The sequence below is a fragment of the Chlorogloeopsis sp. ULAP02 genome (genome assembly GCF_038404745.2).
Taxonomy (GTDB): domain Bacteria; phylum Cyanobacteriota; class Cyanobacteriia; order Cyanobacteriales; family Nostocaceae; genus Chlorogloeopsis.
Window position 1 is genome coordinate 1 of sequence record NZ_JAYKTT020000055.1, and the last position, 25,268, is coordinate 25,268.

General features: G+C 42.3%; 27 protein-coding genes. 10 read left to right on the forward strand and 17 right to left on the reverse strand.

The genetic code is table 11. The features are described 5' to 3' along the window. Positions 1-694: 694 nt before the first annotated feature. From U2718_RS19540 to U2718_RS19555, 4 genes are all read right to left on the reverse strand, one after another. Positions 695-1,747, reverse strand: coding sequence for a 30S ribosomal protein S1 (locus U2718_RS19540; RefSeq protein WP_342001954.1), 1,053 nt, complete (start codon positions 1,745-1,747; stop codon positions 695-697). Between the two features lie 316 nt (positions 1,748-2,063). Beyond that, the gene (locus U2718_RS19545) at positions 2,064-2,171 is read right to left on the reverse strand and encodes a photosystem II reaction center protein T (RefSeq protein ID WP_342001956.1); all 108 of its coding nucleotides are present in this window, start codon (positions 2,169-2,171) and stop codon (positions 2,064-2,066) included. A 136-nt stretch (positions 2,172-2,307) separates the two neighbouring features. Next, on the reverse strand, positions 2,308-3,837 hold the full coding sequence (gene psbB, locus U2718_RS19550) for a photosystem II chlorophyll-binding protein CP47 (protein ID WP_342001958.1): 1,530 nt from the start codon (positions 3,835-3,837) through the stop codon (positions 2,308-2,310). Between the two features lie 519 nt (positions 3,838-4,356). Then, a complete protein-coding gene (locus U2718_RS19555; protein WP_342001959.1) occupies positions 4,357-4,692 on the reverse strand; it encodes a hypothetical protein in 336 nt (111 codons plus the stop codon). 664 nt (positions 4,693-5,356) lie between these two features. Between U2718_RS19555 and U2718_RS19560 the strand changes: the two genes are divergently transcribed. Next, the gene (locus U2718_RS19560; RefSeq protein ID WP_342001962.1) at positions 5,357-6,961 is read left to right on the forward strand and encodes an ABC transporter substrate-binding protein; all 1,605 of its coding nucleotides are present in this window, start codon (positions 5,357-5,359) and stop codon (positions 6,959-6,961) included. A gap of 30 nt (positions 6,962-6,991) precedes the next feature. On the opposite strand, the gene U2718_RS19565 is transcribed toward U2718_RS19560, so the two are convergent. After that, positions 6,992-7,213 (reverse strand): hypothetical protein, encoded by a 222-nt coding sequence (locus U2718_RS19565; RefSeq protein WP_342001963.1) that lies wholly within the window; start codon positions 7,211-7,213, stop codon positions 6,992-6,994. Positions 7,214-7,241: 28 nt separating this feature from the next. Here U2718_RS19565 and U2718_RS19570 point away from each other — a divergent pair, with 28 nt between their 5' ends. Further along, positions 7,242-8,267 (forward strand): ABC transporter permease, encoded by a 1,026-nt coding sequence (locus tag U2718_RS19570; RefSeq protein WP_342001968.1) that lies wholly within the window; start codon positions 7,242-7,244, stop codon positions 8,265-8,267. Between the two features lie 90 nt (positions 8,268-8,357). On the opposite strand, the gene U2718_RS19575 is transcribed toward U2718_RS19570, so the two are convergent. After that, positions 8,358-9,878: an ABC transporter permease subunit gene (locus U2718_RS19575; protein ID WP_342001970.1), complete on the reverse strand. Its 1,521-nt coding sequence runs from the start codon at positions 9,876-9,878 to the stop codon at positions 8,358-8,360. A gap of 119 nt (positions 9,879-9,997) precedes the next feature. Between U2718_RS19575 and U2718_RS19580 the strand changes: the two genes are divergently transcribed. Next, positions 9,998-10,771, forward strand: a complete 774-nt coding sequence (locus U2718_RS19580; RefSeq protein WP_342001972.1) for an amino acid ABC transporter ATP-binding protein — start codon at positions 9,998-10,000, stop codon at positions 10,769-10,771. Positions 10,772-10,800: 29 nt separating this feature from the next. On the opposite strand, the gene U2718_RS19585 is transcribed toward U2718_RS19580, so the two are convergent. From U2718_RS19585 to U2718_RS19595, 3 genes are all read right to left on the reverse strand, one after another. Then, positions 10,801-10,935 carry a hypothetical protein gene (locus U2718_RS19585; RefSeq protein ID WP_342001973.1) on the reverse strand — a complete coding sequence of 45 codons (135 nt, stop codon included), beginning with the start codon at positions 10,933-10,935 and terminating at the stop codon, positions 10,801-10,803. Positions 10,936-10,974: 39 nt separating this feature from the next. Continuing rightward, positions 10,975-11,433: a hypothetical protein gene (locus tag U2718_RS19590; RefSeq protein WP_342001974.1), complete on the reverse strand. Its 459-nt coding sequence runs from the start codon at positions 11,431-11,433 to the stop codon at positions 10,975-10,977. Between the two features lie 122 nt (positions 11,434-11,555). After that, positions 11,556-11,897 (reverse strand): hypothetical protein, encoded by a 342-nt coding sequence (locus U2718_RS19595; RefSeq protein WP_342001976.1) that lies wholly within the window; start codon positions 11,895-11,897, stop codon positions 11,556-11,558. A gap of 45 nt (positions 11,898-11,942) precedes the next feature. Between U2718_RS19595 and U2718_RS19600 the strand changes: the two genes are divergently transcribed. From U2718_RS19600 to U2718_RS19610, 3 genes are read left to right on the forward strand one after another with little or no spacing between them, the layout of a single operon-like run. Beyond that, positions 11,943-12,161: a hypothetical protein gene (locus U2718_RS19600; protein ID WP_342001978.1), complete on the forward strand. Its 219-nt coding sequence runs from the start codon at positions 11,943-11,945 to the stop codon at positions 12,159-12,161. Further along, a complete protein-coding gene (locus tag U2718_RS19605) occupies positions 12,119-12,394 on the forward strand; it encodes a hypothetical protein (protein WP_342001980.1) in 276 nt (91 codons plus the stop codon). Before U2718_RS19600 ends, U2718_RS19605 begins: the two co-directional genes overlap by 43 nt. Continuing rightward, a complete protein-coding gene (locus U2718_RS19610; protein WP_342001981.1) occupies positions 12,373-12,792 on the forward strand; it encodes a type II toxin-antitoxin system VapC family toxin in 420 nt (139 codons plus the stop codon). Before U2718_RS19605 ends, U2718_RS19610 begins: the two co-directional genes overlap by 22 nt. A gap of 136 nt (positions 12,793-12,928) precedes the next feature. On the opposite strand, the gene U2718_RS19615 is transcribed toward U2718_RS19610, so the two are convergent. The 5 genes from U2718_RS19615 to U2718_RS19635 all read right to left on the reverse strand — a co-directional run bounded on the left by U2718_RS19615 (position 12,929) and on the right by U2718_RS19635 (position 18,439). Next, positions 12,929-13,141 (reverse strand): type II toxin-antitoxin system HicB family antitoxin, encoded by a 213-nt coding sequence (locus tag U2718_RS19615; protein WP_342001986.1) that lies wholly within the window; start codon positions 13,139-13,141, stop codon positions 12,929-12,931. Further along, positions 13,125-13,391 (reverse strand): type II toxin-antitoxin system HicA family toxin, encoded by a 267-nt coding sequence (locus U2718_RS19620; RefSeq protein ID WP_342001988.1) that lies wholly within the window; start codon positions 13,389-13,391, stop codon positions 13,125-13,127. Before U2718_RS19620 ends, U2718_RS19615 begins: the two co-directional genes overlap by 17 nt. Positions 13,392-13,545: 154 nt before the next feature. Continuing rightward, positions 13,546-13,881, reverse strand: coding sequence for a XisI protein (locus U2718_RS19625; protein WP_342001990.1), 336 nt, complete (start codon positions 13,879-13,881; stop codon positions 13,546-13,548). Further along, positions 13,869-14,288, reverse strand: coding sequence for a XisH family protein (locus tag U2718_RS19630; RefSeq protein WP_342001992.1), 420 nt, complete (start codon positions 14,286-14,288; stop codon positions 13,869-13,871). Before U2718_RS19630 ends, U2718_RS19625 begins: the two co-directional genes overlap by 13 nt. 107 nt (positions 14,289-14,395) lie before the next feature. Further along, the gene (locus U2718_RS19635; RefSeq protein WP_342001994.1) at positions 14,396-18,439 is read right to left on the reverse strand and encodes a magnesium chelatase subunit H; all 4,044 of its coding nucleotides are present in this window, start codon (positions 18,437-18,439) and stop codon (positions 14,396-14,398) included. A gap of 318 nt (positions 18,440-18,757) precedes the next feature. Between U2718_RS19635 and U2718_RS19640 the strand changes: the two genes are divergently transcribed. Continuing rightward, positions 18,758-20,113, forward strand: coding sequence for a lipid-A-disaccharide synthase (locus U2718_RS19640; RefSeq protein ID WP_342002008.1), 1,356 nt, complete (start codon positions 18,758-18,760; stop codon positions 20,111-20,113). 124 nt (positions 20,114-20,237) lie between these two features. Here U2718_RS19640 and U2718_RS19645 read toward each other — a convergent pair whose 3' ends face one another. After that, a complete protein-coding gene (locus tag U2718_RS19645) occupies positions 20,238-20,627 on the reverse strand; it encodes a hypothetical protein (protein ID WP_342001996.1) in 390 nt (129 codons plus the stop codon). A 77-nt stretch (positions 20,628-20,704) separates the two neighbouring features. Further along, entirely contained in the window at positions 20,705-21,652 is a 948-nt protein-coding gene (locus tag U2718_RS19650; protein ID WP_342001998.1) for a putative 2-dehydropantoate 2-reductase, read from the reverse strand. Positions 21,653-21,847: 195 nt separating this feature from the next. Here U2718_RS19650 and U2718_RS19655 point away from each other — a divergent pair, with 195 nt between their 5' ends. The 3 genes from U2718_RS19655 (at position 21,848) to U2718_RS19665 (ending at position 23,293) form a co-directional block, all read left to right on the forward strand. Next, positions 21,848-22,249, forward strand: coding sequence for a fasciclin domain-containing protein (locus U2718_RS19655; RefSeq protein ID WP_342002000.1), 402 nt, complete (start codon positions 21,848-21,850; stop codon positions 22,247-22,249). Positions 22,250-22,683: 434 nt separating this feature from the next. Then, positions 22,684-23,013: a hypothetical protein gene (locus tag U2718_RS19660; protein WP_342002002.1), complete on the forward strand. Its 330-nt coding sequence runs from the start codon at positions 22,684-22,686 to the stop codon at positions 23,011-23,013. Between the two features lie 130 nt (positions 23,014-23,143). Then, positions 23,144-23,293, forward strand: a complete 150-nt coding sequence (locus tag U2718_RS19665; protein WP_342002004.1) for a hypothetical protein — start codon at positions 23,144-23,146, stop codon at positions 23,291-23,293. A 144-nt stretch (positions 23,294-23,437) separates the two neighbouring features. Here U2718_RS19665 and murJ read toward each other — a convergent pair whose 3' ends face one another. Further along, the gene (murJ, locus tag U2718_RS19670; protein ID WP_342002006.1) at positions 23,438-25,099 is read right to left on the reverse strand and encodes a murein biosynthesis integral membrane protein MurJ; all 1,662 of its coding nucleotides are present in this window, start codon (positions 25,097-25,099) and stop codon (positions 23,438-23,440) included. Between the last annotated feature and the right edge of the window lie 169 nt (positions 25,100-25,268).

Here is a 25,268-nt window from a genome sequence, read left to right on the forward strand (position 1 = left end):
ATAGTGGTTAGTGGGTAGTGGGTAGTCGTAAAGAAGCAGCTACCAAATTTACAGACGCTTCGGTTCCTCGCGTCTCTACCTACTACCTACTGTACGGATGAGTTTAGAAAATAAATTATCGGTTTTAGCCGAAAGATAATCAACGAAACCCGCACGGCAGTCGCTACACGGAGGAGCCAGTGCACCCTTGCGGCTCTACCGACTTGTAGCACCTGGCGTCATCTGGCGTGGAATCTCGCAGTTGCCTGCGGAGGAGCCAGTGCGGTGAAGCAGCCCCCGTCTTGGCGGTTTCCGGCGATGGGGGACTGCTGAACCCGAAGGGTGGACGGGTTTCCCCGGCATAAAGGAGCCAGCGCGTTGCGGAGAGAAGCGCCGTGCGGGGGTTCCCCCCGTTGAGGCGACTTCGGAGGGTTCCCCCCGTTGAAGCGACTGGCGTCAACTGGCGTCAAGTGGCGTTGGAAACCCTACCAAGAGGGCTGCTCGCTATGCACTGCCTCCCCTACTCACTACTGTACGGGCGGGTTTTAACGACAATCTTTCTAAGATGACGAAATATCCTATCTAAATAAACCCGCTCCTACTAACCACTTACAATTTCCCAACATAAAAAAGAGGGAAATTTCATCCCTCTTTATGCAATAATTTCTCATCTTATAATTGCTTTTAGGCAACTACAACAATAAATACAGATACATTACTCTTCAATAGCGGCTGGAATTTCTTCTTCAACTGCTTCAATTGCAGATGGAATCTCCTCTTCAACTGCTTCAACGGCAGATGGAATTTCTTCTGCTGCTACTTCACCTTCTTCTGTAACGGTAATGGCGGCAGGTGCAATGCCTTGCTGTTTAGCCAGCAGTTGTTCTCTATACTTTGCTGCCATTTCTTCTGCTTTATCGTAAACCAGATCGCGATTCTTGATCATGTCACCTGGTTCTGGTTCTAGCTGTTTAGTGGACAAAGATATCCGACCTCTTTCTGCATCTAGGTCAATGATCATGACTTTTACTTCATCATTGACATTGAATACACTGTGAGGTGTATCAATATGTTCATGGGAAATCTCGGATATATGCAATAGACCACTTACGCCACCAATATCAATAAAGGCACCATAGGGCTTAATACCGCGCACTGTACCGATTACGACCTCACCGACTTCCAGACGGTTCATCTTGCGCTCTACCAGCGCCCGACGGTGGGACAGAACTAAGCGGTTACGTTCTTCATCTACTTCTAAGAACTTTAATGGAAGTTCTTCACCTACTAATTCTTCTTTAGGCTTACGAGTACTGATATGAGAGCCAGGAATAAACCCACGTAAACCCTCAATTCTTACTAAAGCTCCACCACGGTTAGTGGCAAATACACCAGAACGGACAGTTGCATCTTCTGCTTGCAACTGCCGTACTCGCTCCCAAGCTCGCATATATTCTATACGGCGAATAGAAAGAGTTAGTTGTCCCTCTTCGTTTTCATCACTAAGGATGTAAAATTCCCGTATTTCGTTTGATTGTAAAACTTCTTCCGGGCTGTCCACCCGGTTAATAGACATTTCTTGTATGGGTATGTATGCTGCGGTTTTAGCACCTATGTCAATCAGAGCGCCGCGCGGCTCTATACTGAACACTGTACCGGGTACAATATCACCAGGGCTAAAATGATAATCGTATTTGTCCAGTAAAGCAGCGAAATCGTCGTGAGTAAACCCAATATCAGTTAATACAGTTGATTTCTGATTGACCATGCTGATTGTTTCCTGGTTTTTATTCTCCGTAGTTTTTTTGCCTCCTAGCGATGTATATGCAATTGCCAAATAGGCACTCTACACCTACATCCCTTCTCATCGTAGCGCAGAAAAGTTATCTTAACGCGCATTAATTGCCAGATAGTAGATTATATCAAATATTAAAACTTTATAATTTTAATGTTCAAAATATATTGACAAAAAACCGTTGAAAATTAAGTAATAAAACTACTAAAAATTAGTAACCGCTGTTACCTATGGGCAACAGCGGTTTCGTATTCTTAAAGATTGCCATCAAAAATTTGGCATCGGTAAATTACTTATCTTCTTTCCTCTCAACACGAGGAGGTTCGCGAAATGCGATCGCAAAGAAGAGAACTCCTATCGCCAAAGTCAAAATCAAAATATATGCCACGCTTTCCATATTACAAGTTCCTGCTATCCCGCCTGTAATGATAGTGTAATCTGCTAAAGAGAAAGAATGGTCTAACTAACTACCTAATTATCGTATTAATTTTCAAGCAGTTATTAGACCATTCTTAACAATTTGCTACAAAACTTTAGACAGCTTCCTTCTTACGGGTACTCAAGTCACCCACTTTCTGGAACAAGCCAAACTCCACTTGCTCTTCCAAATCCGCATCAACACCAGCAAATACATCTCGGTAGATTGTCCGAGCACCATGCCAGATATGACCAAAGAAGAACAACAAAGCAAAGACAGCGTGTCCAAATGTAAACCAACCTCTGGGGCTGGTGCGGAACACACCATCAGAGTTTAAGGTTTCTCGGTCAAATTCAAAGATTTCGCCACCTTGAGCTTTACGCGCCCACTTCTTCACTTCGGCGGGGTCTGTGAATGTTTGACCATTCAAGTCACCACCATAGAAGGCTACTTTCACACCATTTTGCTCGAAGCTATATCTAGATTCTGCCCGACGGAAGGGAATATCAGCACGGACGACTCCATCTTGATCGGTCAGAACCACTGGGAAGGTTTCAAAGAAGTTGGGCAGACGGCGTACTTGCAATTCCCGTCCATCGGCATCTGTAAAGACAGCATGACCTACCCAAGATTGGGCAATGCCATCGCCTTTGACCATAGGGCCTGTACGGAATAGACCACCTTTGGCAGGGCTATTACCGACATAATCATAGAATGCCAATTTTTCGGGAATTCTTGACCAAGCTTGCTCAGGAGTTGCACCTTGGGCAAGGCTTGATTGAACGCGGCGCTGAATTTCTGTCTTGAAGTAACTTTGATCCCACTGATAGCGGGTAGGGCCAAACAACTCGATGGGAGTGGTAGCGCTGCCGTACCACATGGTGCCAGCAACAACAAAAGCAGCAAAGAATACAGCAGCAATACTGCTAGAAAGTACGGTTTCGATATTACCCATCCGCAAAGCTTTATATAGCCTTTCGGGAGGTCTGACTGTGAGGTGGAATAAACCAGCAATAATACCGACGACACCAGCGGCAATATGGTGAGCTACCACACCACCAGGATTATATGGGTTAAAGCCATCCGGCCCCCACTCCGGTGCGACTGGTGCAACGTGACCTGTTATGCCGTAGGCGTCAGAAACCCACATTCCCGGCCCCCACAGCCCAGTTAGGTGGAAAGCACCAAAACCAAAGCAAAGTAGACCAGACAAGAACAAGTGAATGCCAAACATCTTTGGCAAGTCGAGGGCTGGTTCACCAGTACGGGGGTCTTGGAAAAGTTCCAGATCCCAGTAAACCCAATGCCAAACGGCGGCTAAGAATAAAAGACCAGAAAGAACAATATGAGCGGCAGCAACGCCTTCAAATGACCAGAAACCTGGGTTGTAATTAGGATCGCCAACTACGTTCCAGCCACCCCAAGAGCCAACAACACCCAAGCGTGCCATGAAGGGTAGCACGAACATTCCTTGACGCCACATGGGGTTGAGAACCGGGTCGCTGGGGTCATAAATGGCCAGTTCGTACAGAGCCATTGAACCAGCCCAGCCTGCTACCAAAGCTGTGTGCATCAAGTGTACAGAAATCAGTCGCCCTGGATCGTTCAGAACGACTGTATGTACTCGGTACCAAGGTAGTCCCATCGACTACGCTCCTCCTCGAAGAGTTTGTTTACAAAACAATTTTTTACCGAAGTTACCAGCAGCAAAAATTGCCGTCAGTAGCTTCTCTCAGTTTTTGTTATTGCCAGAGCTTGGATTTTCCACAGCTTGGTCTTAAAAATTAGACAGTGTGGCTGCTATGACAATCATTGCTTACGCACTTTCGGAACTGTGTCCTGAGGGTAGCGATCGCCAAGCAAAAATGAGAATGTTTAAAAAAGTGTAACTATATGATGGCGCTGTTTGCAAGCGTATAAAGAGACTAAAACCTGGTTACTGGTTAGTGAATAGTAGTGACTAAGGGCTAGTTTATTTAAATATTTCGCGCTTTCAGAGAAATGGTTTTCATACCCGCTTGTACGGTCGTGAGTAGAAGCGGGTTGATATAGTTAATTTCTTGATCACATAGAGATTTTTGTTAAAATCCGCGTCTACAGTAGTTTGTAAGGTTGGTAATAGTTTGTAATAAATCTTTACTAAACTACTTCCAACCAACATTTTCTACTGCACTATCATTTCAATATTTTCTAGATGGCACCTTGTCGAAGCGGTTCCAAGGCGCTCAATTACCTGTTCAGCACTCATTAAACGCCTCAGCATAACTTTACCGATCGCTTGACTAGATGTAACCATTTGTACTGATGTAATTGGTTTAACCTCCACAGTAATCACAGCATCTTCTACTCGATAAAGCCAAAATAATTCGCCTTTTTCTACCAAACAGATATTCATTTGCTGAATATCTGGTTGTCGTCGCCATGCAGTTATTTGCCAAAGTCCATCAGATGCCCAAACTCTACCAACTGTCCATCCTTCAGATAAAAAAAAGTATTTCACACTTTTATTCTCACTCTAGTTAAGCTCTATGTTTACTTTTCAAAATATCGGGAACATTTCAGTTAGTTTTAAACGACATACAATTTTTGACTACACTTTTGCAGACAAGTAAGCAAACATGAGTTGGTACATAATTATTTTGATGAATATCGGATTGGCTACTTGAAAAGCTTAATAAAGCTTTTCTTATGAAAATCCGAATTGAGCGACAAATGAGTGTATTTCTGTAATTTTAATTCAATGAAATATCGTTTAGTTAGGAATGAATATTAAAGAATGTATTTTTTTCTCAGATTACTAAGATAGAAGGCAGCTATACAGGGGGCAGAGGGCATTAGACGCGTAGCGGTGTATCCGTTGGTAGGTAAGAACGTTTTTCGTGCGTTCTGGTGTACGGAGTTCATGACGGCTACTTGTATTAAACTGCTGAGTTTTGAATACTGAGTTCTTTTTGTTTGTAATTTATAGTATACTAAGCACATTTTTGGATATGAGTTAGAAAATAAGATGTAAAAGCTTGATATACAAAGTTTTTCATGACATGCATTTAGATATTTGTCATAGGGAAATTAACTAGACATATAGTAAAATGAATGACCGCAGTAGATTAAAAATGCCGATATTTATGAACAGGTTTTCCTTGTTCCCAAAACGCTTAAGCCAGATGACAAAATTTTTTTCTTTATTTTGTCTATGTTTATTCTTAGTTATTAGCTGTAGTCCTCGCCCCCAAACAACATCTACTTCTGTGGGTAATCCCAGCAGTGATGGTCGTGTTACTGTGGGTACTACCTTAAAACCACGTACCCTCGATCCTGCTGATGCTTATGAACTACAGTCATTGGTGTTGGTTTATAACATGAGCGATCGCCTCTACACCTACGAAAGCGGTAGCACCGAAATTAAGCCTCAGTTGGCTACAGCTTTACCAAAAGTTAGCCAAGATGGTTTAACTTATACTATTCCCTTACGTCAAGGCGTAGTATTTCACGACGGTACACCTTTTAATGCTAAAGCGATGGAATTTAGTCTCCAGCGGTTTATGCAAAATGGTGGTAAGCCATCTTTCTTGTTAAAAGATGTAATTGATTCTGTCACAGCCACAGGTGATTCTGAATTAACTATTAAGCTTAAAAGACAATTTGCAGCTTTTCCAGCACTGTTAGCGTTTCCTGGTGTTTGTGCTGTTTCGCCCAAAGCTTACGAACTAGGTGCAGGGAAATTTCTGCCAAATAATTTTATCGGGACTGGCCCTTATAGATTAGCAAAATATGGCACTGATTCAGTGCGATTTGATGTATTTGACAAATATTGGGGAGATAAACCTGCTAACAAAGGCATTAACTGGCAAATTATTAGCAGCCCGGCAAATTTATTTAATGCCTTTAAAACAAAAGCCGTGGATGTGGCTTACGTATCTTTGGAGCCAATTCAAATTAAAACTTTGCAGGAAAGTGCGAAACAAGGTAATTGGCAGACAATTGCTGCTGAAGGTAGCGCAGTCAAATTCATGGCTTTAAACCGAAATCAAAAACCTTTGGATAATCCTGCTGTCAGACAAGCGATCGCGGCATTGATTGACCGTTCGATTCTAAATCAGCGGGTTTTGTACAATCAAGCAGAAGCATTGCATAGCATGGTGCCAACAACATTTGAGGTTTACCAACCAGTTTTTAAGGATAAATATGGTGATGGAAATGTAGACAAGGCTAAACAATTGCTAAGTTCAGCTGGTTTCTCAAATAGTAATCCTGCCAGAATCCAAATTTGGCATAGTTCTACTTCTCCTACTAGTGCGGCAGCGGCTCAAACAATTAAAGCTCTTGCCGATCAAAAAATGGATGGAATGTTGCAATTTGAAATTAGTCCTGTAGAGAGTGCTACCTTTTTTAAAGACATATCTAAAGGTTTGTATCCAGCATCAATATATGATTGGTATCCAGACTTTTTAGATCCAGATAACTACATCCAACCGTTTTTAGAATGTCAAAAAGGTTCAGTAGCTAAAGGATGTGAAGATGGAGCAAGCAAGACACAGGGTTCTTTTTATTACAACGAAAATATTAATCAACTAATTGCTCAAGAGCGTCAGGAGCAAAACCCAGAAACTCGTAAAAAAATCTTTACAGATATTCAAACTCAAGTAGCAACTGATGTGCCTTATGTTCCTTTGTGGCAAAGTAAAGATTATGTTTTCGCTCAAAATGGTTTGAATGGTGTGCAGCTTGATCCGAGTCAGTTTTTGATTTACAAGTCAATTAAAAAGTAGTTAGTAGTTAATAGGGGAGGCAGCCGCGGGTTAAGGGCGTTGTACCAACTGGCGTGCGGGTTTTGCTGATAATCTTGACGCTAAAACTAATAATTTATCTTCTAAACCCGCCCGTACAGTAGTTAGTAGTGAGTCAGCGCAGTCTACCCGCAGGGTACGACTGGCGTAGACGCCCGGTAGACAACCGTAGCCTGGCTTCTCAGAGAGTGGGCAGCTTCTCGCAGAGTACCCGAAGGGTTGGTTATTAACCACTATCCATTATCCTTTAAACAAATTATCTATGTCTCGTTCCAAAGCCTTACAATACTACATTATTATCCGCCTGCTCTTAGCTCCGTTAATGCTGTGGACTATCACTACAGTAGTGTTTCTCTTGCTGCGAGCAACCCCCGGAGATCCAGCAGATGCAATTCTCGGTGGGCGTGCGCCAGAAAGTGCAAAAGAAGAGTTACGGAAACAATTAGGTTTAAATCTTCCTTTGTGGTTGCAGTATCTAAATTACATGGGAAGTTTATTGCGTTTTGATTTAGGGAAGTCTTTGACAAGCCAAGGACAAAGTGTTTGGCAGGTGATTGTAGATTACTTTCCAGCTACGGCAGAGTTGGCAGTGTGTAGTATGGTAGTTGCGCTTTCAGTCGGAATTGTGATTGGTACTCTTTCTGCTTCTCGTCCTGGTACTTTTTTTGACTTTAGTGGAAGGTTATTTGGTATTATCACGTACTCACTACCAATGTTTTGGGCAGGAATGCTTCTACAACTGATATTCGCAGTGCAACTTGGGTGGTTTCCATCTTCAGGGCGCTTTGCCTCTAGTTTGCCCGCTCCTGAGCGGATCACTGGTTTGTATACAATTGATAGTCTCTTAAGTGGTGACTTAGCTCAATTTTTTACAACTTTGCATTACCTGGCGCTTCCTAGTATTACCTTGGGAGTTTTGCTCAGTGGAATTTTTGAGCGGATTGTACGAGTGAATTTAAAGCAAACTCTGCAAGCAGATTATGTGGAAGCAGCTAGAGCTAGAGGTATTCCCGAAAGAAAAATTCTAGTTTCCCATGCCTTAAAAAATGCTTTGATTCCAGTCATTACTGTTTTGGGATTAACTTTTGCTTCTTTATTAGGTGGGGCAATTTTGACTGAGGTAACCTTTTCTTGGCCGGGATTAGCGAATAAACTTTATGAAGCTATTTCTTTGCGGGATTATCCCACAGTGCAAGGATTATTAGTATTTTTTGGCTCGATTGTTGTGGCAGCAAGTATTTTGATTGATATTTTAAATGCTTATGTAGATCCGCGAATTAGGTATTAGGATAATGATGTTATGGAGTAAAGGTTATAGAATACTGGCACGTCTACTCTAATTTTGTGTTATTTGACTTAGTTACTAGTTTCTAGCCGCTTATTTTTTACGCGATCGCTTCACTGGATTCATCCAAATTTCTAACTTAGAAAAAGCTTGGGAAGAAAGTAGCGTCAAGCATAAGTAAACCACAGCTACAGCTGTATAAATTTCAAAAGTGCGATAATTTTCTGAAACAATTAATTGTCCTTTACGGAATAGTTCTTCAAAACCAATAATTGCAACTAAACTGGTATCTTTGAGCAAACTAATAAACTCATTACCTAATGGTGGTATCATCCGCCGAAAAGCTTGAGGAAAAATTACATAGCGCATCGTTTGCACAGAATCCAAACCTAATGACTGTGAAGCCTCCGTTTGCCCTGGTTCTATAGATTGAATACCAGCTCTGACTATTTCTGCAATGTAAGCGGCGCTATTCAAACTTAATGCTATTACTGCTGCTACAAAACGATCAAAGGTAAATGTTGAACCCAATTCTTGGATAATGGCAGGTATACCAAAATAAATTATAAAGATTTGCACTAGTAAGGGCGTTCCTCTAAAAAAATCTACATATGCTCTTGCTAGCCAACGTACAGGTTTAAGATTGGAAAGGCGTAAAATTCCAATCAGAGAACCACTAATTAAACCAAAAATTACAGAAACTACGGTTAGTTGGAGCGTTACTAACGCCCCCTGTAACAAAATCGGAATAGACTGCAATATCAGATTGATGGAACTGACAAGTGCAGATGCCCCAACAGGATTCACACTTGTAAACGGTAATTTTTCTGGTAATTGGAGTGGTGCAGTTTTAAACCACTTTTGATAAATTTTCGCATAGGTACCATCTTTCAATACTGCTGCCAATCCTTGATTGATTGATATTAAATTTGGCGAATCTTTTGCTGTAGCAATACCGTAATACTCCTCAGTTAGTAATTGCTTTACAACTTTAATTCCTTGGAGATTACCAGTATTAATCGCGTACAAAGTTACTGGTGCATCGTTAATTACCGCATCGACATTGCCGTTGAGTAACTCCTGAAGTGCTAAAGGTGCAGAATCAAAGCTACGAATTTGTGCGCCAGAAATACTCTTAGCTTTGCCTGCACCAGTAGTGCCAATTTGTACAGCAATCTTTTTGTTTTTGAGACTATCAAAGTTAGTAATATCTTGATTGTTAGTACGAACAGCTATTGCTAAACCCGCTCTAAAATAGGGGCGTGAAAATGAGATGGTTTTTGCGCGTTCTTCTGTAATAGTGATGGCACTAATTGCTGCATCCACTGTTTTTGCTTGTAAAGCTGGGATAATTCCATCAAAAGGTAAACTTTGAAACTCAACTTTAAAATTACTGCTGTTAGCGATCGCTTTCATCAAATCAATATCAAAACCCTGCAACTCACCCCCTTGCCCTTGAAACTCCATTGGGGGAAATGCAGGTTCTGTCGCCACCCTCAAAGTTTTACCCGCACCATTCACACTTGAATTGAAACTGCAACCACCAAGCAGCAAACAACTCAATCCAATCAGTAAACTCAAACGCAACCACCGTACAACAGCCAACTTAGCCATACTTCCTCTTTCCCTGCGTTCTCTGCATCTGGAGCGGTTTTGAAATAAAGTCAACTTTAACACCAACCGTCCTGATGTTAGTCAGATTACAATCAACTGTAATGCAGCTGAATTTGGCTATGAACAACTCTACTCTTGCGATCGCATTTGAAAACATCGAAAAAAACTTTGGTTCGCTCAAGGTTCTTAAAGGGATCAGCGGCAAAATTCACCGCACGGAAGTTGTGTCAATCATTGGCTCCTCTGGTTGTGGTAAGAGTACTCTACTACGCTGTTTGAATCGCTTAGAGACTATTGATGGTGGAAATTTAGTAGTTAATGGTATCGATTTATCTCATCCTCATTTCAACCAAAAGCAATTGCGACAGCTGCGAACAGAAGTAGGCATGGTTTTCCAGCAATTTAACTTGTTTCCACACTTGACAGTTTTAGAAAATTTAATACTAGCTCCCTGCAAAGTGCTAGGGAAAACTCGTAAAGAAAGTGTTCAACTGGCAGGGCTTTATCTCGAAAAAGTAGGGCTTTTTGACAAAGCATCAGCTTACCCAGAACAGCTTTCGGGCGGACAAAAACAACGAGTAGCGATCGCTCGGAGTTTGTGCATGAATCCCCAAATCATGCTCTTCGATGAACCAACTAGTGCCTTAGATCCCGAACTTGTGGGTGAGGTTTTGCAAGTTATGCAGCAGTTGGCAGCAGAGGGTATGACTATGGTAGTTGTCACCCATGAAATGCTATTTGCTCGTGAAGTTGCCAATCGGGTGATATTTATGGATAAAGGTGTGGTGGCAGAAGAAGGCTGCGCTCATGAAGTTCTGACAAATCCTCAAAGCGATCGCCTGCGTCTTTTCCTTCGTTGTCTCAATAGAGATTGGCAGGCAAACGCAAGTTAAGTAAAGTATTCTCAAGTTCATAGCGTTTTTCAACGCAAACATAGAGTTATAGAGGAAGTGAGAGCGATGAGCGATCGCTTTGCAGAAAACCTCAAAAACAAGGCGATCGCATTTTCGCCTTGGTTCAACGATCGCTGCTGCACCTTGTTGTAGCTCTTGTTCACTCCCAGCAAAATTCAGTTAATGCTTAGACACGTAACCTTTCAATCGGAATCCGAATTAGTGACGGAGCGATCGCTCAAGCTACCGTTGCCGTCAGTTAACTTGTTCGCAATTGCAGTTTGGGCGGGTTGAGTAGCAAGAAACGCTACAACTGGAGGAACTTGTGAAATAGATTTTTTACTCCGCTTACGATTAGAGCCGCCTGCCTTTGAATATTCGATGCTGTTTTTGCCGTAGATAGTCGCGACACCACTGAGCATCCGTTCAGACATTTCCGAGAGCGCTTTGTCCATCTGGGTTAAAGTCTTACGAGATTCATCAAGATTGGACAGCAGTGTATTATGAGCTTCCAGCATAGTACGGGTAGCATCGATGAGGCGGCTATAGGCTTCAACGTTTAATCCGTGTCCTAAATCCAGATGCTCATCAATGGATTTAAGCAGGGCGATACGACGTTGAGCTTTGTCTACAGCAGCAGAACCACGAGTTTTTAGAGACATGGGAGTATTCCTTGAATTATTCTCTTTCAAGATAATAGGATGCCCTTTTACCTGAGATGAGTAGTTTTGTGGATTTAATCATCTACGGGTTTAACGCAACGAGCGGGAATTTTTCTGTGTTTCTACACATTACATATGTATCGATTTGTTGTTTCGGGATAAACACAACCAATAAATGCGATCGCCAAAATCGCAATGGCACTCACTAAATCTATAAATGCGACTGTCGAAATCGCAACGGCACTCACTAAATCTATAAATGCGACTGTTGAAATCGCAATGGCACTCGCTGAAATCAAAATGGCATTCACTGAATCCATAAATGCGACTACCGAAATAAGTAGCCAACATCCCCAACTCTGAAGAGCCTTCAAGGTGGAAGAAATTAGATTTATTTCATGGAGGCGATCGCCTGTTGTGGAAGAGTGATACCGTTTAACTTTAAAGTTGATACATTTAGGCAAGCTGGGGGAGCTGGGGAAGCTGGGGAGACAGGGGGAGCAAGAAAAGTGATTTGTATCAATAATTTCGTGAAATGGTATGAGCGATTGGTTCATGCAGCTATTCTATTCTCAATTTTGCATTTTTGGGTTTTGCGATCGCATTGTGGAGAAGAGGAGAGCGATCGCTGTAACTTGCCTTATTGTTACGATCAATTTGTTGTTAGTGAAAAAAAGTTTATCTTGTGGATGCTACATTTAACTGGAAACCGGAACAGGCTTTACTAGAAAAATTAATAACTCTTGCTCATCAAAGAGGTCAATCTCCTGAATCAATAGTCAATGAAGCAGTTAAACTATACCTGGATATCGAATCGCCAAAATCGAATTTAACTTCTGATTCTGACCCATTAATAGGCTTATTTGCAAGTGCCAATGACCTCGCTATCAAGTCAGAAGATATTCTTCAACAGGAAATTACTGAAAAATCTGGGTGGACATGGAAAGAAACCCAGCCGTAGCAGATACGGGGTTTATTGTGGCATTATTGAATCGTTCAGATACAATGCACAATATTGTTGTAACCGTCTACGCTCAACAACAACAGATTTTGCTACCACAAACAGTTTTAGCAGAAGTAGCTTATCTCGTTGGGCGTAATGCAGGTGTAGCTACAGTAGCAGCTTTTTTGAAAGGACTGTGTGCGAGTAAATTCAGTTTAGTGGCTTTGACAGATCAAGATGTAATGCGTGTGGCGGAAATATTGGAAGATTATGTAGATACCCGAATTGATTTTGTAGATGCAACTGTTATGGCTGTAGCTGAACGCTATAATATTACAAAAATATTGACTTTGGATCAGCGCGATTTTAGATTATTTAGACCTAAACATTGCGATAGTTTCGATATTTTGCCTTGAATTAATTTTTTCATAGTTTATTTATATATATTTACCCAAACACTATCAGGAGAGCGATCGCTTTGCAGAAAACGTCAAAAACAAGGCGATGATATTTTGGGGAAAGTGAGAGCGATCGTATTTTAGTATTCATCAATTAGGCAGACATCAAACGCCATCTTGGTTCAGGAATAGAACGCCCTAATTCTTTTGCAGTTTCAATCCACTCCTGCATAATAATTTCTACATTGTGTAGTGCTTCTTGGTAAGTTTCGCCATCAGCAGCACATCCTGGTAATTCTGGTACTTCAGCGATAAATGATTGATCTTCTTCACTCCAGTAGAGAATTATTTCATAGCGAAGCGTCATGTTTACCTCCTAGCTGGTATTTCAGAATTACTTCACGAACTTGTTTAACTTGATAGGCTTTAGCTTTTCCTTGCTTGGGTTGCAGGTTTAATATTTCTTCAATACCTTCCTTGGTATAAATGTGATGACTACCACGAATACGTTCATCAAAACCTAGTTGGTTTAGGAGTTGGCACAGTTGCTCAAAGGGAATATTTGCATCAGATGTACCTGATAGGATTTTAGCCAGGAGTTTGTCTTTTTGGCTCACAATTTATAAAATTCACTTGTGGCGTTTATTGTAGAGTACGATCGCTTTCTTGGAAGATGAGAGCGATCGCACCTCTGCACAATTCCAAAAGCGATACTCAAAGAATGGGGGTTAACATTCATAAAGCCGCCCTTGGAGACTTTCAAAAAATCTCCTAACTGACAGCATATTCTGTAAATTGCCTCATAAAAGGAGACTGAAAACCTAAAACAATATCTTCCTTGGGAACTCCCGCAGCTACCAAATTAGCAGCGATATCATCCTCTGTACCATTCCACTGGAGCCAAATTTTTCCATTTTTAATATCAATATGGATGATACAACTATGTACCCAGTTTTGACCTTCCCAACCTACATGAACTATTTGATAATGGTCACGTTCTTTATCAAAAATTTTTTCAACTTCTATATTTCCGTAAGCTGGTTTTTGCTCACTATATTCATGTAATATTTCTTGTACAAGCTGGCGATACCGAGTTAATTTATCCATTGGAAAATCACCTCTCGCTCTACATCATAAATCAGCATTTTCACTTGATTTTCTGCTATCATGTCTTTGGGAAAATCAAGCTGAAAAAATGTTTTATAAGTTGTTAAAGGCACTGCTAAATATAAAATACGCTCTGGTTGTACCCTTCTCAATGCACCTCGATAATTAATAAACTGTCCTAATGCTGTATGAAATTCTGAGATAGCAGACGATTTCTGTAAAAAACTTTTAACTTCGACTGCTATTTTGTGTCCTTGGCGTTCTGCGGCAATCAGTCTTTGTGCAGCTAAATCAATCGAAAGATTAACTCCTCCCACGCTAATTGTGAGTGGATCGTTAGTAATTTGCCAACCGTCTTTCTCTAAAGCTGTTTTGACAACTTCATGAAAAACATCTTTAGCAGACATACTTATCTATAAGTATATTTCTAATTTTCGTGCCGTTGCATTGTTTGTCATCTGTAAAAACATTTGGGGAAATAGAGACGTTCTAGAGAACGCCTCTATTTTAAGGGTTATTCTATCCCTTCAATCCTATCTTCAACCTCCTGATACAACTCACGCAAGCGTTCCAAATTACTCTCGCTAGTCTCCCAATAACCGCGTCCATTCACTTCCAACAAAGTCGATACAATCTTGCGGAAAGAATGGGGGTTCATGTTCATCAACCGCTTCTGCATATCTTCATCCTGGATAAACGTGGTATTCACATCCTCGTAAACCCAGTTATCAACAGCACCAGCTGTTGCACTCCAACCCATTGTGTTTACCAATCGCTTGGAGAGTTCGCGCACACCCTCATAACCGTGAGATAGCATTCCTTCGTACCACTTGGGATTTAACAATTTGGTACGGGCATCCAAACGCACGGTTTCTGATAATGTCCGCACTTGAGCGTTGGCAGTAGTGGTATCTGCAATGTAAGATGCTGGTGTTTTACCATCACCACGCAGACTTGACACAACTTTTGTGGGATCGGAGTCGAAGTAGTGGGAAACGTCGGTTAAGCTAATTTCGGAAGAGTCGAGGTTTTGGAATGTTGCCTCAGCTGTTTTCAAGGAACTTTCAAAAATCTTCCGAGATTCTTCCATCGTACCGGGGCTGTCGGCACTGAAGGCGAAGGATTTCCGATTTAGGTACATTTCCTGCAATTCGGCTTCGCTTTCCCAAGTACTGTTTTCCACTGCCAAGTTGATGTTTGACGAGTAGGAACCAGATGCGTTGGAGAAGACACGCGTCGCTGCTTGTCGCAGATTAATCCCCATTTCTTCTGCTTGTTGCAAAGCGTGTTTGCGGACATAGTTCATTTCCACAGGTTCATCCGCTTCTGCTGCCATTTTCACCGCTTGATCTAGCAGGTTCATCTGGTTGATAAACAAGTCGCGGAATACGCCAGAACAGTTAATGACAACGTCAATTCTCGGACGTCCCAACTCTTCTAAAGGTATTAATTCTAACTTGTTTACTCTTCCCAGGGCATCAGGAACCGGACGCGCACCAACCATCCACATGATTTGTGCCAGTGATTCTCCGTAGGTTTTGATGTTATCTGTTCCCCAAAGCACTGAGGCGATGGTTTCGGGATACTTACCACCGTTTTCGGCCATGTGCCGTGCTAACAGGCGATCTACAACTATTTTGGCTGATTGTACCGCCGCCGTTGTCGGGATGGCTTGGGGATCGAGGGCGTGGATATTTTTACCTGTAGGCAATACATCCGGGTTACGAATTGGATCGCCACCAGGCCCAGGTAGTATATACTCACCTTCTAAGCCTTGGAGTAACGCACCGAGTTCGTTATCAGCGCACACTTGCTGTAAGCAGAATTCCAAGTACTCAAATAGCGGTTTTAAGGCTGTAGTATCAACCTTGGTGTAACCAGCTTGATGCAAGGCTTCTACCCAAGGTTCTTTTTTGCCCATGTTAAAGAAGTTGAGCTTGGAAACGAAGGAAACTCTGCCTTCAGCGTCGGTTTGCTCTTTGACAAGAGCGGAAACTGCGGCGCGGGTTGCCATAGTGATGTCTTGCAGCAGTTGGACATCTTCCAAAATGCCTATGTCGCTATTTTTGTAAATTTCGTCAATATCCCTTCCCACACTGTTGGCAATAATGCGGGGCAAGCTTTGAATTTCCTCTTCTGTACGATCCAAGCCAGCAATGTTGACGAGTGTGGCAACTGCTTCTTCTGCACTCGGTGGTTTGCCAATTACGTGTAAACCGCAAGGCAACAGTCGTGATTCAATTTCCATCAATTTGCGGTACACCATGCCAACGATATTATCTCGCTCATCGGCGCTCATATCTTTGGCATCGATTTCTGGCAAATTAATGTCTTTGTCTAGGTTCACCATCCGGCATTTATCCATGATGGTGTTGACAATGGGAATACCGCGTCCAGTATCTTTCAAGGTTTGATAAGAACCAATTAAATCGCTAAGTTCTTTTAAACCTTTGTATAAACCAGCGTTTTCTGCTGGGGGAGTTAAGTAAGAAATTGTCTCAGCGTAGCCGCGACGCTTGGCGATTGTTGCCTCGCTGGGATTATTGGCTGCGTAGTAATACAAATTGGGAATTGTGCCAATCAGGTTATCAGGATAACATTCGCCAGACATACCCATTTGTTTCCCAGGCATAAATTCCAAGGAACCGTGAGTACCAAAGTGGAGTACGGCGTCAGCTTTCCAAATTTGCTCTAGGTAAGTGTAGTAGGCAGCAAAACCGTGATGGGGGCTGGCAGAACGGGAGAACAACAACCGCATCGGATCGCCTTCGTAACCGAAGGTAGGCTGAACGCCGATAAAAACGTTGCCAAAGTGCTTGCCGTATACTAGTAGGTTTTGCCCGTCGCTGTTGAGATGTCCGGGAGGTGGCCCCCAGTTCTCTTCTAAACGTTGGGAGTAGGGAGTAAGTTCCTCGTACTCAGGCACGGACATCCGATAGGCAATGTTCAGTTCCGGGCTGCTGTACTGTGCTTGAGCATCGTGGATAACTTCTTGCATGAGTGCCTGGGCATTTTCCGGCAAGTCTTGCACGTCATAGCCGTTATTTTTGAGCGCTCTCATTACCTCATAGATGGAACCGAATACATCTAAGTAAGCGGCAGTTCCCACATTACCTTTATCTGGTGGGAAGCTGAAAACAGTGATGGCAACTTTCTTTTCCAGCTTGGGTTTGCGGCGCAAATTAGCCCATTTCAGCGCCCGTTGTGCCACTGCTTCGATCCGATCTTGGAGAGCGATCGCTTTTCCTGTAGTGCCATCCCGTCCTGATAAAATTATCGGCTCAATTGCCCCATCCAATTCGGGAATAGCTATTTGCAAAGCTACTTGAATAGGATGTAAGCCCAAATCGCTATCTAGCCACTCTTCGGTAGTTTGGAATACCAGGGGCAGGGCTACCATATAAGGACGGTTTAGTCGCTTTAGTGATTCAATTGCCTTAGGATGGTCTTGCCGTGCCGGGCCACCTACTAATGCAAAACCTGTTAAAGATATTACTCCATCTACTAAGGGATTAGGTACTGAGGATTGGGTACCAGGGATTGGATTTTTACCAGTCCCCATTCCCCGCTCCCCTGTCCCCTTATCGTAGAAGTAGGCATCTACAGGCTTAGAAAAGTCCAAACCACCAGCAAATACAGGAATTACCCTTGCACCCATTGCTTCTAGTTCTTGCACCATTGCTACGTAGTGAGCATCATCACCTGTCACTAAGTGTGTTCGTTGCAACACTAAACCGATACAGGGCGCTAAAGGGTCTTTCAAATCTTGGGAAATATCCTGGCGGCTATTGTACCAGTTGAGGTACTCTTTGACATCCTCGAACATTGTTGTGGCTAAAGGATGCCAAATTCCCATATCAGGATAAACAACCGGCTCTTGATACTGGAAAAGTGCAAAATTTCGTTTATCTAAATCTTTTAATACGTACTTATCAGCTAGCATCAGCAGGAAGTTTCCTAAATTTTCTGGAGAACCTCCTAACCAATACTGAAAACTGAGCATGAAGTTTCTGGCGTCTTGTGCTTTGTCCATTGGTAGGAACTTCAGCACTTGTGGCAGAGTCCTTAGTAACTTCAGCATTGCATCTTCAAACCCAGCGCCGGATTTTTCCTTGCGCTTGCGCATAAATTGCGCAATTGCACTCTTAGACTGCCCTAACTGTGCCATTGAGAAGCTGCCCATCTTATTTAGGCGCATCACTTCCGGCATAGACGGGAAGACTACGGCAACGTCAAGGCGATCGCGGTGTGGTTTTACGGCTTCTACTACCTTTTGGGCTAAGTCTTCAATAAAAATCAGTGAAGCGATGAAGATATTGGCAGTCTCGACATCTTTTTTGAACTCCTCGTAGTTCTCACCAGAGCGGAGTTCTTCAATCAAGTATCCACTAATTTCAATCGCCACCTTGGGATTGTTTTCGTTAATCGCCCTAACCGCTTGTGACAATGCACTCTGGTACTGGGACTCTAACACGACATAGACCACCTTAATTAAATGACGCCCCCGTAGGTTATCGGGCGCAATATGTCTAATGGTGGACTTGACGTGGGTGAACATGCTTCCTCGGCTCCTTTGATGCGTGTTCTCTACTCCAGAAGTTCTGAGGGGCAATTGCCACCTTTCAGACTTCCTCTCTATAGGCAATCTGAGTTTTGTTTTATCAGAAAAAGCTTGCTCACAGGCGATTTTGTCGCTTATCTGACACAAAACGATATAAATAATTAAATACTTTGTTACAAATATTGACAAGCATAAAAGTGATTGCTTGCTTAATTGTAAATTTTTATTAATGTAGTCTATTTTCCACTTTTGCCTTCTGCCTCCTGTCGTCTGCTTTTAGCAAACACACCATCACCAGCCAATTAGACAATGACTATGCCAGCAGTTGATATTTTGATTCTCTCAAATGGCCCTGGAGAAGTAACGACTTGGGTACGCCCAGTATTGCGATCATTACGTCAAAAGCTGGGAAATGACCGTTCCAAAGTGAGGATTTCGGTAATTTTATCGCCTTGCCCTAATGCCACTGGTAAAGAAACCGATATAGCCCGTTCTTACCCAGAAGTAGATAGAGTGCAGTCTGCAAAGCATTTTTGGCGTTTTTTAATTTCGGGAAAAACCCATGAAAATTGGGATTGGAGAAGTATAGGTGTAGTCGTTTTTCTTGGTGGCGATCAATTTTTTCCAGTAGTTATTGGCAAAAGGCTTGGTTATAGTACCGTTGTTTATGCCGAATGGGAAGCACGCTGGCACAGTTTAATCGATCGCTTTGGCGTGATGAAACCAGAAGTTGCTGCCAGAGTCTCGCAAAAGTATGCCCATAAATTTGCCGTTGTAGGAGATTTGATGGCAGAAGCCCAAATAAATGACGCAAAGACGAGGGGATACGGGGACGCGGGGAGTGAAGAGGAGACGGGGACGCCGGGAAACGGGGAGGCTGGGAAATTTTCTCTCTCCGCGTCTGCGCGTCTCATTGTCTCCGTGTCTTCTCAAACCGCGTCTACTGAATTAATAGGTTTACTCCCTGGCTCCAAGGCAGCAAAATTATCTCAGGGAGTACCTTTAACTTTAGCAGTGGCAGAATACATTCACACCAAAAGACCGCAAACCAGATTTGTCATTCCCGTAGCACCGACTTTAGATTTACAAACTTTAGCTAGTTTTGCCAATCCCCAGAAAAACCCTTTTGTGGAAACTTTCGGTTTTTCGTCAGCAGAATTATTTCACGAACAGGCTCCTGTACTCAAAACTGCAACTGGTTTAACTATCGAATTGTTAACTCAAAATCCTGCCTACGAAACTCTTTCCAAGTGCTGTATGTGCTTAACAACCGTAGGAGCAAATACAGCAGAGCTTGGCTCTTTAGCAGTGCCAATGATTGTTTTGCTTCCCACCCAACAATTAGATGCGATGAGAGCTTGGGATGGTTTGCCAGGGTTGCTAGCAAATTTCCCTGGCGTAGGTTCTGCCTTTGCTAAAGTTATCAACTGGTTATTTTTAAGGCGTAAAGGTTTGTTAGCATGGCCTAACATTTGGGCGCAGGAAATGGTTGTGCCAGAGCTGGTAGGCAAACTTCAGCCACAAGATGTTGCGGAAATAGTATTAGATTATTTAACTAATCCAGAAAAACTAGACGAAATACGAGCGAAGCTACGCAGCATCAGAGGAGAACCTGGTGCTGCGCAAAAAATAGCACAGTTGGTATGTGAGGAGATCGGGAAGAAATTATAGACATGGAGAGGGGAAGACGCAGTGCTGCGCAGAGAAATGAGTAAAAGGAGACAGTACACAAGGGGAAAGAACCTGATTCACAGTTCCCCGTGTCACCGTGTCACCACGTCCCCGCGTCTTGTTCCTAATCTCCAGAAGACTTCCCATCCTGTCGTCCCAATTCGTAAACGCCGCAACCAACACAAGCGAGTATGCCCATGCTAATTGCCCAGCTACGTCCTAAACTAAGCTCTACTAGCCAATTACATAAAGTACCAATGCCAAGAAAAGGCAAAATGCTAAACAATGAGGCGTAGAAAGCGTTTTGCGATTCTCTTGCTTGGCGAGTCTTTTCAAATTCTGACTGGCTTGTATAAAGCGATCGCTCGGCAAAGTTAAACCAGCGATTGAGCATTTCGATTACCCATTCACTGACTGGCGAAAAACCTAAGTATAGCGCCAAAGACCATAAACTAGTTCCGGCTATTGCTACTGCATCCAAGTCAAAGCTAAAAGGCAATATCTCAGTCAGCATTTTATGTGGGAGTCCTGCAAAAATTAAATTTTTCTTTAAATACTAACTCCTGTTCTACCCCTGTAACTCATACCCTGTTACGTATTAAAATCTCTACTTTTAGCATCCAAAAACTTCAACTGATGGTATACACAACTAATTTGTGGCAAATTCACACCAACAGCAAGCGCTTTCCTTAATGGATTACCAAAAATTGCTTCTACTTCCAATGGGCGATGCTCATCGTAGTCTATCTTCATGCTGGTACGGTAAGGCTTCATGTGATCGGTATAGTCCAGCATTTTTGCAATGAAGCGATCGTCTATCTTTCTACCAGAAGTTTTTGCTCCAGCAATAACTTCGTACATCAACTGTTCCACTAATTTACGAGTATAAGCATCTGCCATTAATTCACGTGTTGTAGCGTTAAGAATTACAGACAGCCCATTATAAGGGATATTCCATACCAGTTTTTGCCAACGTGCCAATAACAAATCTTCAGCTAAATCAATCGGAATCCCAGCACGCTCAAAGTCATTGGCTATTTGACGAATTCTGTCTGTATTGCCTACTGCCTGATAGTCAGTAGCATATTCTCCTAAGGTAACTTTTCCATAATCAAGGTGGCAAATATGCCCTGGCCCCAATTTATTAGAGCACAAAAAGCATAATCCACCGATTACCTTATCATCACCAACAATATCAGCTATTTCCTCTTCAATACCCAACCCATTCTGTAATACCAAAACGACGCCATTATCCTTGAGCACACGAGGCAACATCTGTGGCAGTAAATGATTTTGTGTTGTTTTTAATGCAACTACTACCACATCACAACACGGCATCTTTTTAACGTCACAGTAGGCATTGACTTGGGAGAGCTTAAAATCTCCATCTTTTGACTCGACGACTAAACCATGTTTAGTTACGTGTTCAAAGTCACTCTTAAGTAAAAAATGTACATCCAATCCAGCTTGTTGCAGTCTAGCACCGTAGAATCCACCTAAAGCGCCCGTTCCGAGAATGGCGTATCTGCGCTCCAACATTTTCTAAAAAAAGGAAAGAGAATTAAGAACTTATTATGACTTCTAGGTTCTCAATGGTAAACAGCGAGAATAATCTTGAGTCTGTTTGAGAGTATTAGTTTCTGCTAATGATTCCCATTACTTAATCAAAAGCAACACTAATTTACATTTATTTAATATTATATTTAAAATCTTTCTAATATTAAGGTGAAATAAATGGCTGATATAGTTGATATTGCTGTTAATGCGGATTCTTTTAAGACTCTGGTAACTGCTGTACAAGCGGCAGGATTGGTAGAAACATTAAAAAGCCCTGGCCCATTTACAGTTTTTGCACCCACTGATGATGCTTTTGCCAAATTACCACCTGGAACTATCCAAACTTTAGTACAAAATATTCCCCAACTAACACGAATTTTAAAGTATCATGTTGTGCCTGGAAAACTTAAAAAGGATGATTTAGCAAAACTTGGTACTGTAACTTCTGTTGAAGGTTCAACAATTAAGATTGATTGTTCTGATAAATTTGAAGTTAAAAATGCCACTGTTTTAGCTGCAGATATAGAAGCTGATAATGGCGTAATTCACGTTATAGATACAGTGATTCTCATGGGGTAGTTGAATATTTGGTATACAAAGGTGGGTTACCTTCCCACCTCTAAAGACTCAAAAATTTAACGATAAATTTAAATATAAAACTTCTTAACTGATAATAAAGATAGTAACAATTGATTTATAGAGTAAATATTTAGTTTTCAGTAAACTAGCACAACTAATTTAGTGTATTAAGAGTAGCTATCAGGTGAAGTTGAACAGAGTAAAACTAACTTATAATTATCATGTTATTTGTTGCACGCTCAACTAAATAACATCACATAATTTTGACCTCTAAGCTGAATTTTTATAATGTTAATTTTCAGTTTAAATAAGTAAATATTCAAATACATTAATTTATTTTACAATGTCAGCAAGTGGTACTCACGCTTTATATTTCATTATTTAATGTAGTTATTAAGTAACTTATACTAAATTGACATTACCTCCACAAAATAATGCTTGATTTTCATAGCTTAAGTGAGTTTTCCCGCGTGAACTGTGTTAGTATTTGCGCATTTCTAGTGCCAGCAAACTTGCTTGCCACCATTTTGACGATGATTTTCGCCGCACTCCGTCGCCCATCACATCAAATCTGGCAAGCCGCAGGGGTAGCTTGCCTTTTTGCTTTAGTCATGGTGCTGCACGTTTATAGTTGGTTTGCGATCGGTGTGGTAATGGCTCCTACCTATATTTTGCTGTGGCTGGCGATCACCTGTTTGTTTTGTAATTTGGGAGCAATTTTGTTTAGCAGGCGTCACTTCAACATCACAAGCTTTGGAAGTTAATTAGAGGACAGAAGGCAGGGGGCAGAAGGGAAGTTAGGTAAGGGGATAGGTGAACCAGCCCTCGTCTTGGACGCCACGTGACGCCAGTCGCTACGACGCGCTTAACCCGCAAGGGCGCTTACGCTCCTTTATGCCGGGGAACCCTTACCTACAGAAGCCACCTACTCTCCGAGAAGCCAGGCTACGCCTGTCTACCGGGCGTCTCACCATTCACCTGCGGCGAGAAACCCGTTCGCAGTGCTGGTTCACCACCGCAGTGGCTGTGCTTCCCGTCACGTAGACGCGTTCGCCGTCAGACGTTGCGTTAGCTAGCGTCTTCCCGTAAGGGTAGGGGGACTGGCGAACCCGAAGGGGGACAACAGACAGAGAGTTTAATTGTTCTGTTCCCTGCCTTGGTGTACGCAGATGATGATGGCTGCTTATCCTATTTCTTGAAAAACTTCTGCCGCATCCGAATTATAAAAACATTCACTTCTGGTAATTTCATACAAGCAGCGATCGCCCCAAAAACACCCAAGCCTACGAAGCCAGATATACTCAGCAGCAATAGTTGACTTAGTAAGCCATCTGTAATCAAGAATTTTTGTACAACCCCTAAAGTAAAGAAACTGGCAAAACCTGCAACAACGCTGGCAACAGTCAAACCAAAAATAGGTATGCTCCATTCTCGCCAAGGAATTCCATTCAGCTTGCGATCGAGCAACCATAAAAGCATCAACGTTGAACTCAAATTTACCCCTACAGTAGCTAAAACCAAACCAGGAGCGCCAAAAGATTTAATTAAAATCCAATCTAGGAAGACATTGAGAAAGATGTTAAACAGACTAATGCGAAAAGGCGTCTCACCATCACCCAGGGCATAAAATACCCGCACCAGCACATCACGCCCCAAGTAAACAAACATTCCGACACCGTAGGCAACCAACAGCGAGGAAACCATATCTGATGCAGCTTGATCAAAAGCTCCCCGCTTGTACACTACACGCACAATCGGATTTGAAAGAGCAATCATCAATGCGCCCAACGGTAACATCGTAAAGGCAGAAAGAATTAATCCTTGGCGAATGCGTTGTTTTAACTCATGCCAATCATTTGGATCGGTGAGTCGAGAAAAGATTGGTAACAGAGGAACTAAAACGACGTTGGAAATTACTCCTAATGGAGTTTGTACTAATAAATTGGCATAATTTAAGCCAGAGGCAGCAGCAGGAATAAAGGAAGCGAAAATAGAATTTATCTGCCAGTTGATATAGAGCATCCCAGAAGAAAAGGTAGCTGGCAACATAATTTTCATCACTTCCCTGACTCCCGGCTGATTAAAATCAAACCGCAGACGGAATGAACCCATACCAATACGTGCTTGTGCCACTAATTGCACAAGCCATTGCAGCAAAGCTCCCGCTAATGTTCCGATCGCTAATACCGCACCGCCGTACATCAAATACTCGGTAGTGTAAATTTTAGTACCTAATTGCAACCATAAGAAAGCTACGGCAATTACAACTGTAATACTTGATAATAAAGGGCTAATAGATGGTAACCAAAATTGATTAGCGACGTTGAGTGTGCCAAATCCAATCCCAATAAGTCCCGCAAGAATAGCCATTGGTGACATGATCTGGAGTTGTTTCGTGGCGATCGCCTTCACTAACTGTCCATCTGTACGTTGATCTAACCCTGGTGTAGTCAAGTCAATTAGATTCCCAGCAAAGATTGCCAAAGTGATCGTGACAATCAACAATACACCACCAACAAGGGTTGTCATAGTCTCCACCAAAGGAGCTGCTTCTTCTTTTTTGCGCTTGGCTAAGACGCTGACAATCGCACTGTAGAAAGGCCCATTAATGCCGCCAAGTAAAATCAGTAAAAAACCTGGGATAATATAGGCGAAACTATAGGCATCAGCAACAGGGCCAGTACCAAAAGCTGCACCTATTGCTACTTGCCGTGCCAAACCTACAACTTTGCTAATGATGGTGGCAACAGCAACAATGCCAGCAATTCCGGCAAGAGAACGAGAAACTTTTTGTTCTTGTGTCACAAATAGTACCCGACAAATATTCAGACGGCGCTTATCTGAAAACATTTAACCGGAAATCTAGAACTTTGTCAGGGTATTTTCAATAAAACTCATCTGATCAAGCAAGAGCTGGTTTGGCACTAAGCAATACCCATAACCAAGCCAGAATCAAAATTCCCATCAAACCAAATAAGCGCAGCAAATTTTTTTTCATAAAATAGGTGCTTGTTAGTAG

Coding starts and splice junctions, on each gene's coding strand:
- U2718_RS19540 (WP_342001954.1), bottom strand. CDS start 1,747: ATGGTCAATCAGAAATCAACTGTATTAACTGATATTGGGTTTACTCAC.
- U2718_RS19545 (WP_342001956.1), bottom strand. CDS start 2,171: ATGGAAAGCGTGGCATATATTTTGATTTTGACTTTGGCGATAGGAGTT.
- psbB (WP_342001958.1), bottom strand. CDS start 3,837: ATGGGACTACCTTGGTACCGAGTACATACAGTCGTTCTGAACGATCCA.
- U2718_RS19560 (WP_342001962.1), top strand. CDS start 5,357: ATGACAAAATTTTTTTCTTTATTTTGTCTATGTTTATTCTTAGTTATT.
- U2718_RS19570 (WP_342001968.1), top strand. CDS start 7,242: ATGTCTCGTTCCAAAGCCTTACAATACTACATTATTATCCGCCTGCTC.
- U2718_RS19575 (WP_342001970.1), bottom strand. CDS start 9,878: ATGGCTAAGTTGGCTGTTGTACGGTGGTTGCGTTTGAGTTTACTGATT.
- U2718_RS19580 (WP_342001972.1), top strand. CDS start 9,998: ATGAACAACTCTACTCTTGCGATCGCATTTGAAAACATCGAAAAAAAC.
- U2718_RS19590 (WP_342001974.1), bottom strand. CDS start 11,433: ATGTCTCTAAAAACTCGTGGTTCTGCTGCTGTAGACAAAGCTCAACGT.
- U2718_RS19610 (WP_342001981.1), top strand. CDS start 12,373: ATGGAAAGAAACCCAGCCGTAGCAGATACGGGGTTTATTGTGGCATTA.
- U2718_RS19615 (WP_342001986.1), bottom strand. CDS start 13,141: ATGACGCTTCGCTATGAAATAATTCTCTACTGGAGTGAAGAAGATCAA.
- U2718_RS19625 (WP_342001990.1), bottom strand. CDS start 13,881: ATGGATAAATTAACTCGGTATCGCCAGCTTGTACAAGAAATATTACAT.
- U2718_RS19630 (WP_342001992.1), bottom strand. CDS start 14,288: ATGTCTGCTAAAGATGTTTTTCATGAAGTTGTCAAAACAGCTTTAGAG.
- U2718_RS19635 (WP_342001994.1), bottom strand. CDS start 18,439: ATGTTCACCCACGTCAAGTCCACCATTAGACATATTGCGCCCGATAAC.
- U2718_RS19640 (WP_342002008.1), top strand. CDS start 18,758: ATGCCAGCAGTTGATATTTTGATTCTCTCAAATGGCCCTGGAGAAGTA.
- U2718_RS19645 (WP_342001996.1), bottom strand. CDS start 20,627: ATGCTGACTGAGATATTGCCTTTTAGCTTTGACTTGGATGCAGTAGCA.
- U2718_RS19650 (WP_342001998.1), bottom strand. CDS start 21,652: ATGTTGGAGCGCAGATACGCCATTCTCGGAACGGGCGCTTTAGGTGGA.
- U2718_RS19655 (WP_342002000.1), top strand. CDS start 21,848: ATGGCTGATATAGTTGATATTGCTGTTAATGCGGATTCTTTTAAGACT.
- U2718_RS19660 (WP_342002002.1), top strand. CDS start 22,684: ATGCTTGATTTTCATAGCTTAAGTGAGTTTTCCCGCGTGAACTGTGTT.
- U2718_RS19665 (WP_342002004.1), top strand. CDS start 23,144: ATGCCGGGGAACCCTTACCTACAGAAGCCACCTACTCTCCGAGAAGCC.
- murJ (WP_342002006.1), bottom strand. CDS start 25,099: ATGTTTTCAGATAAGCGCCGTCTGAATATTTGTCGGGTACTATTTGTG.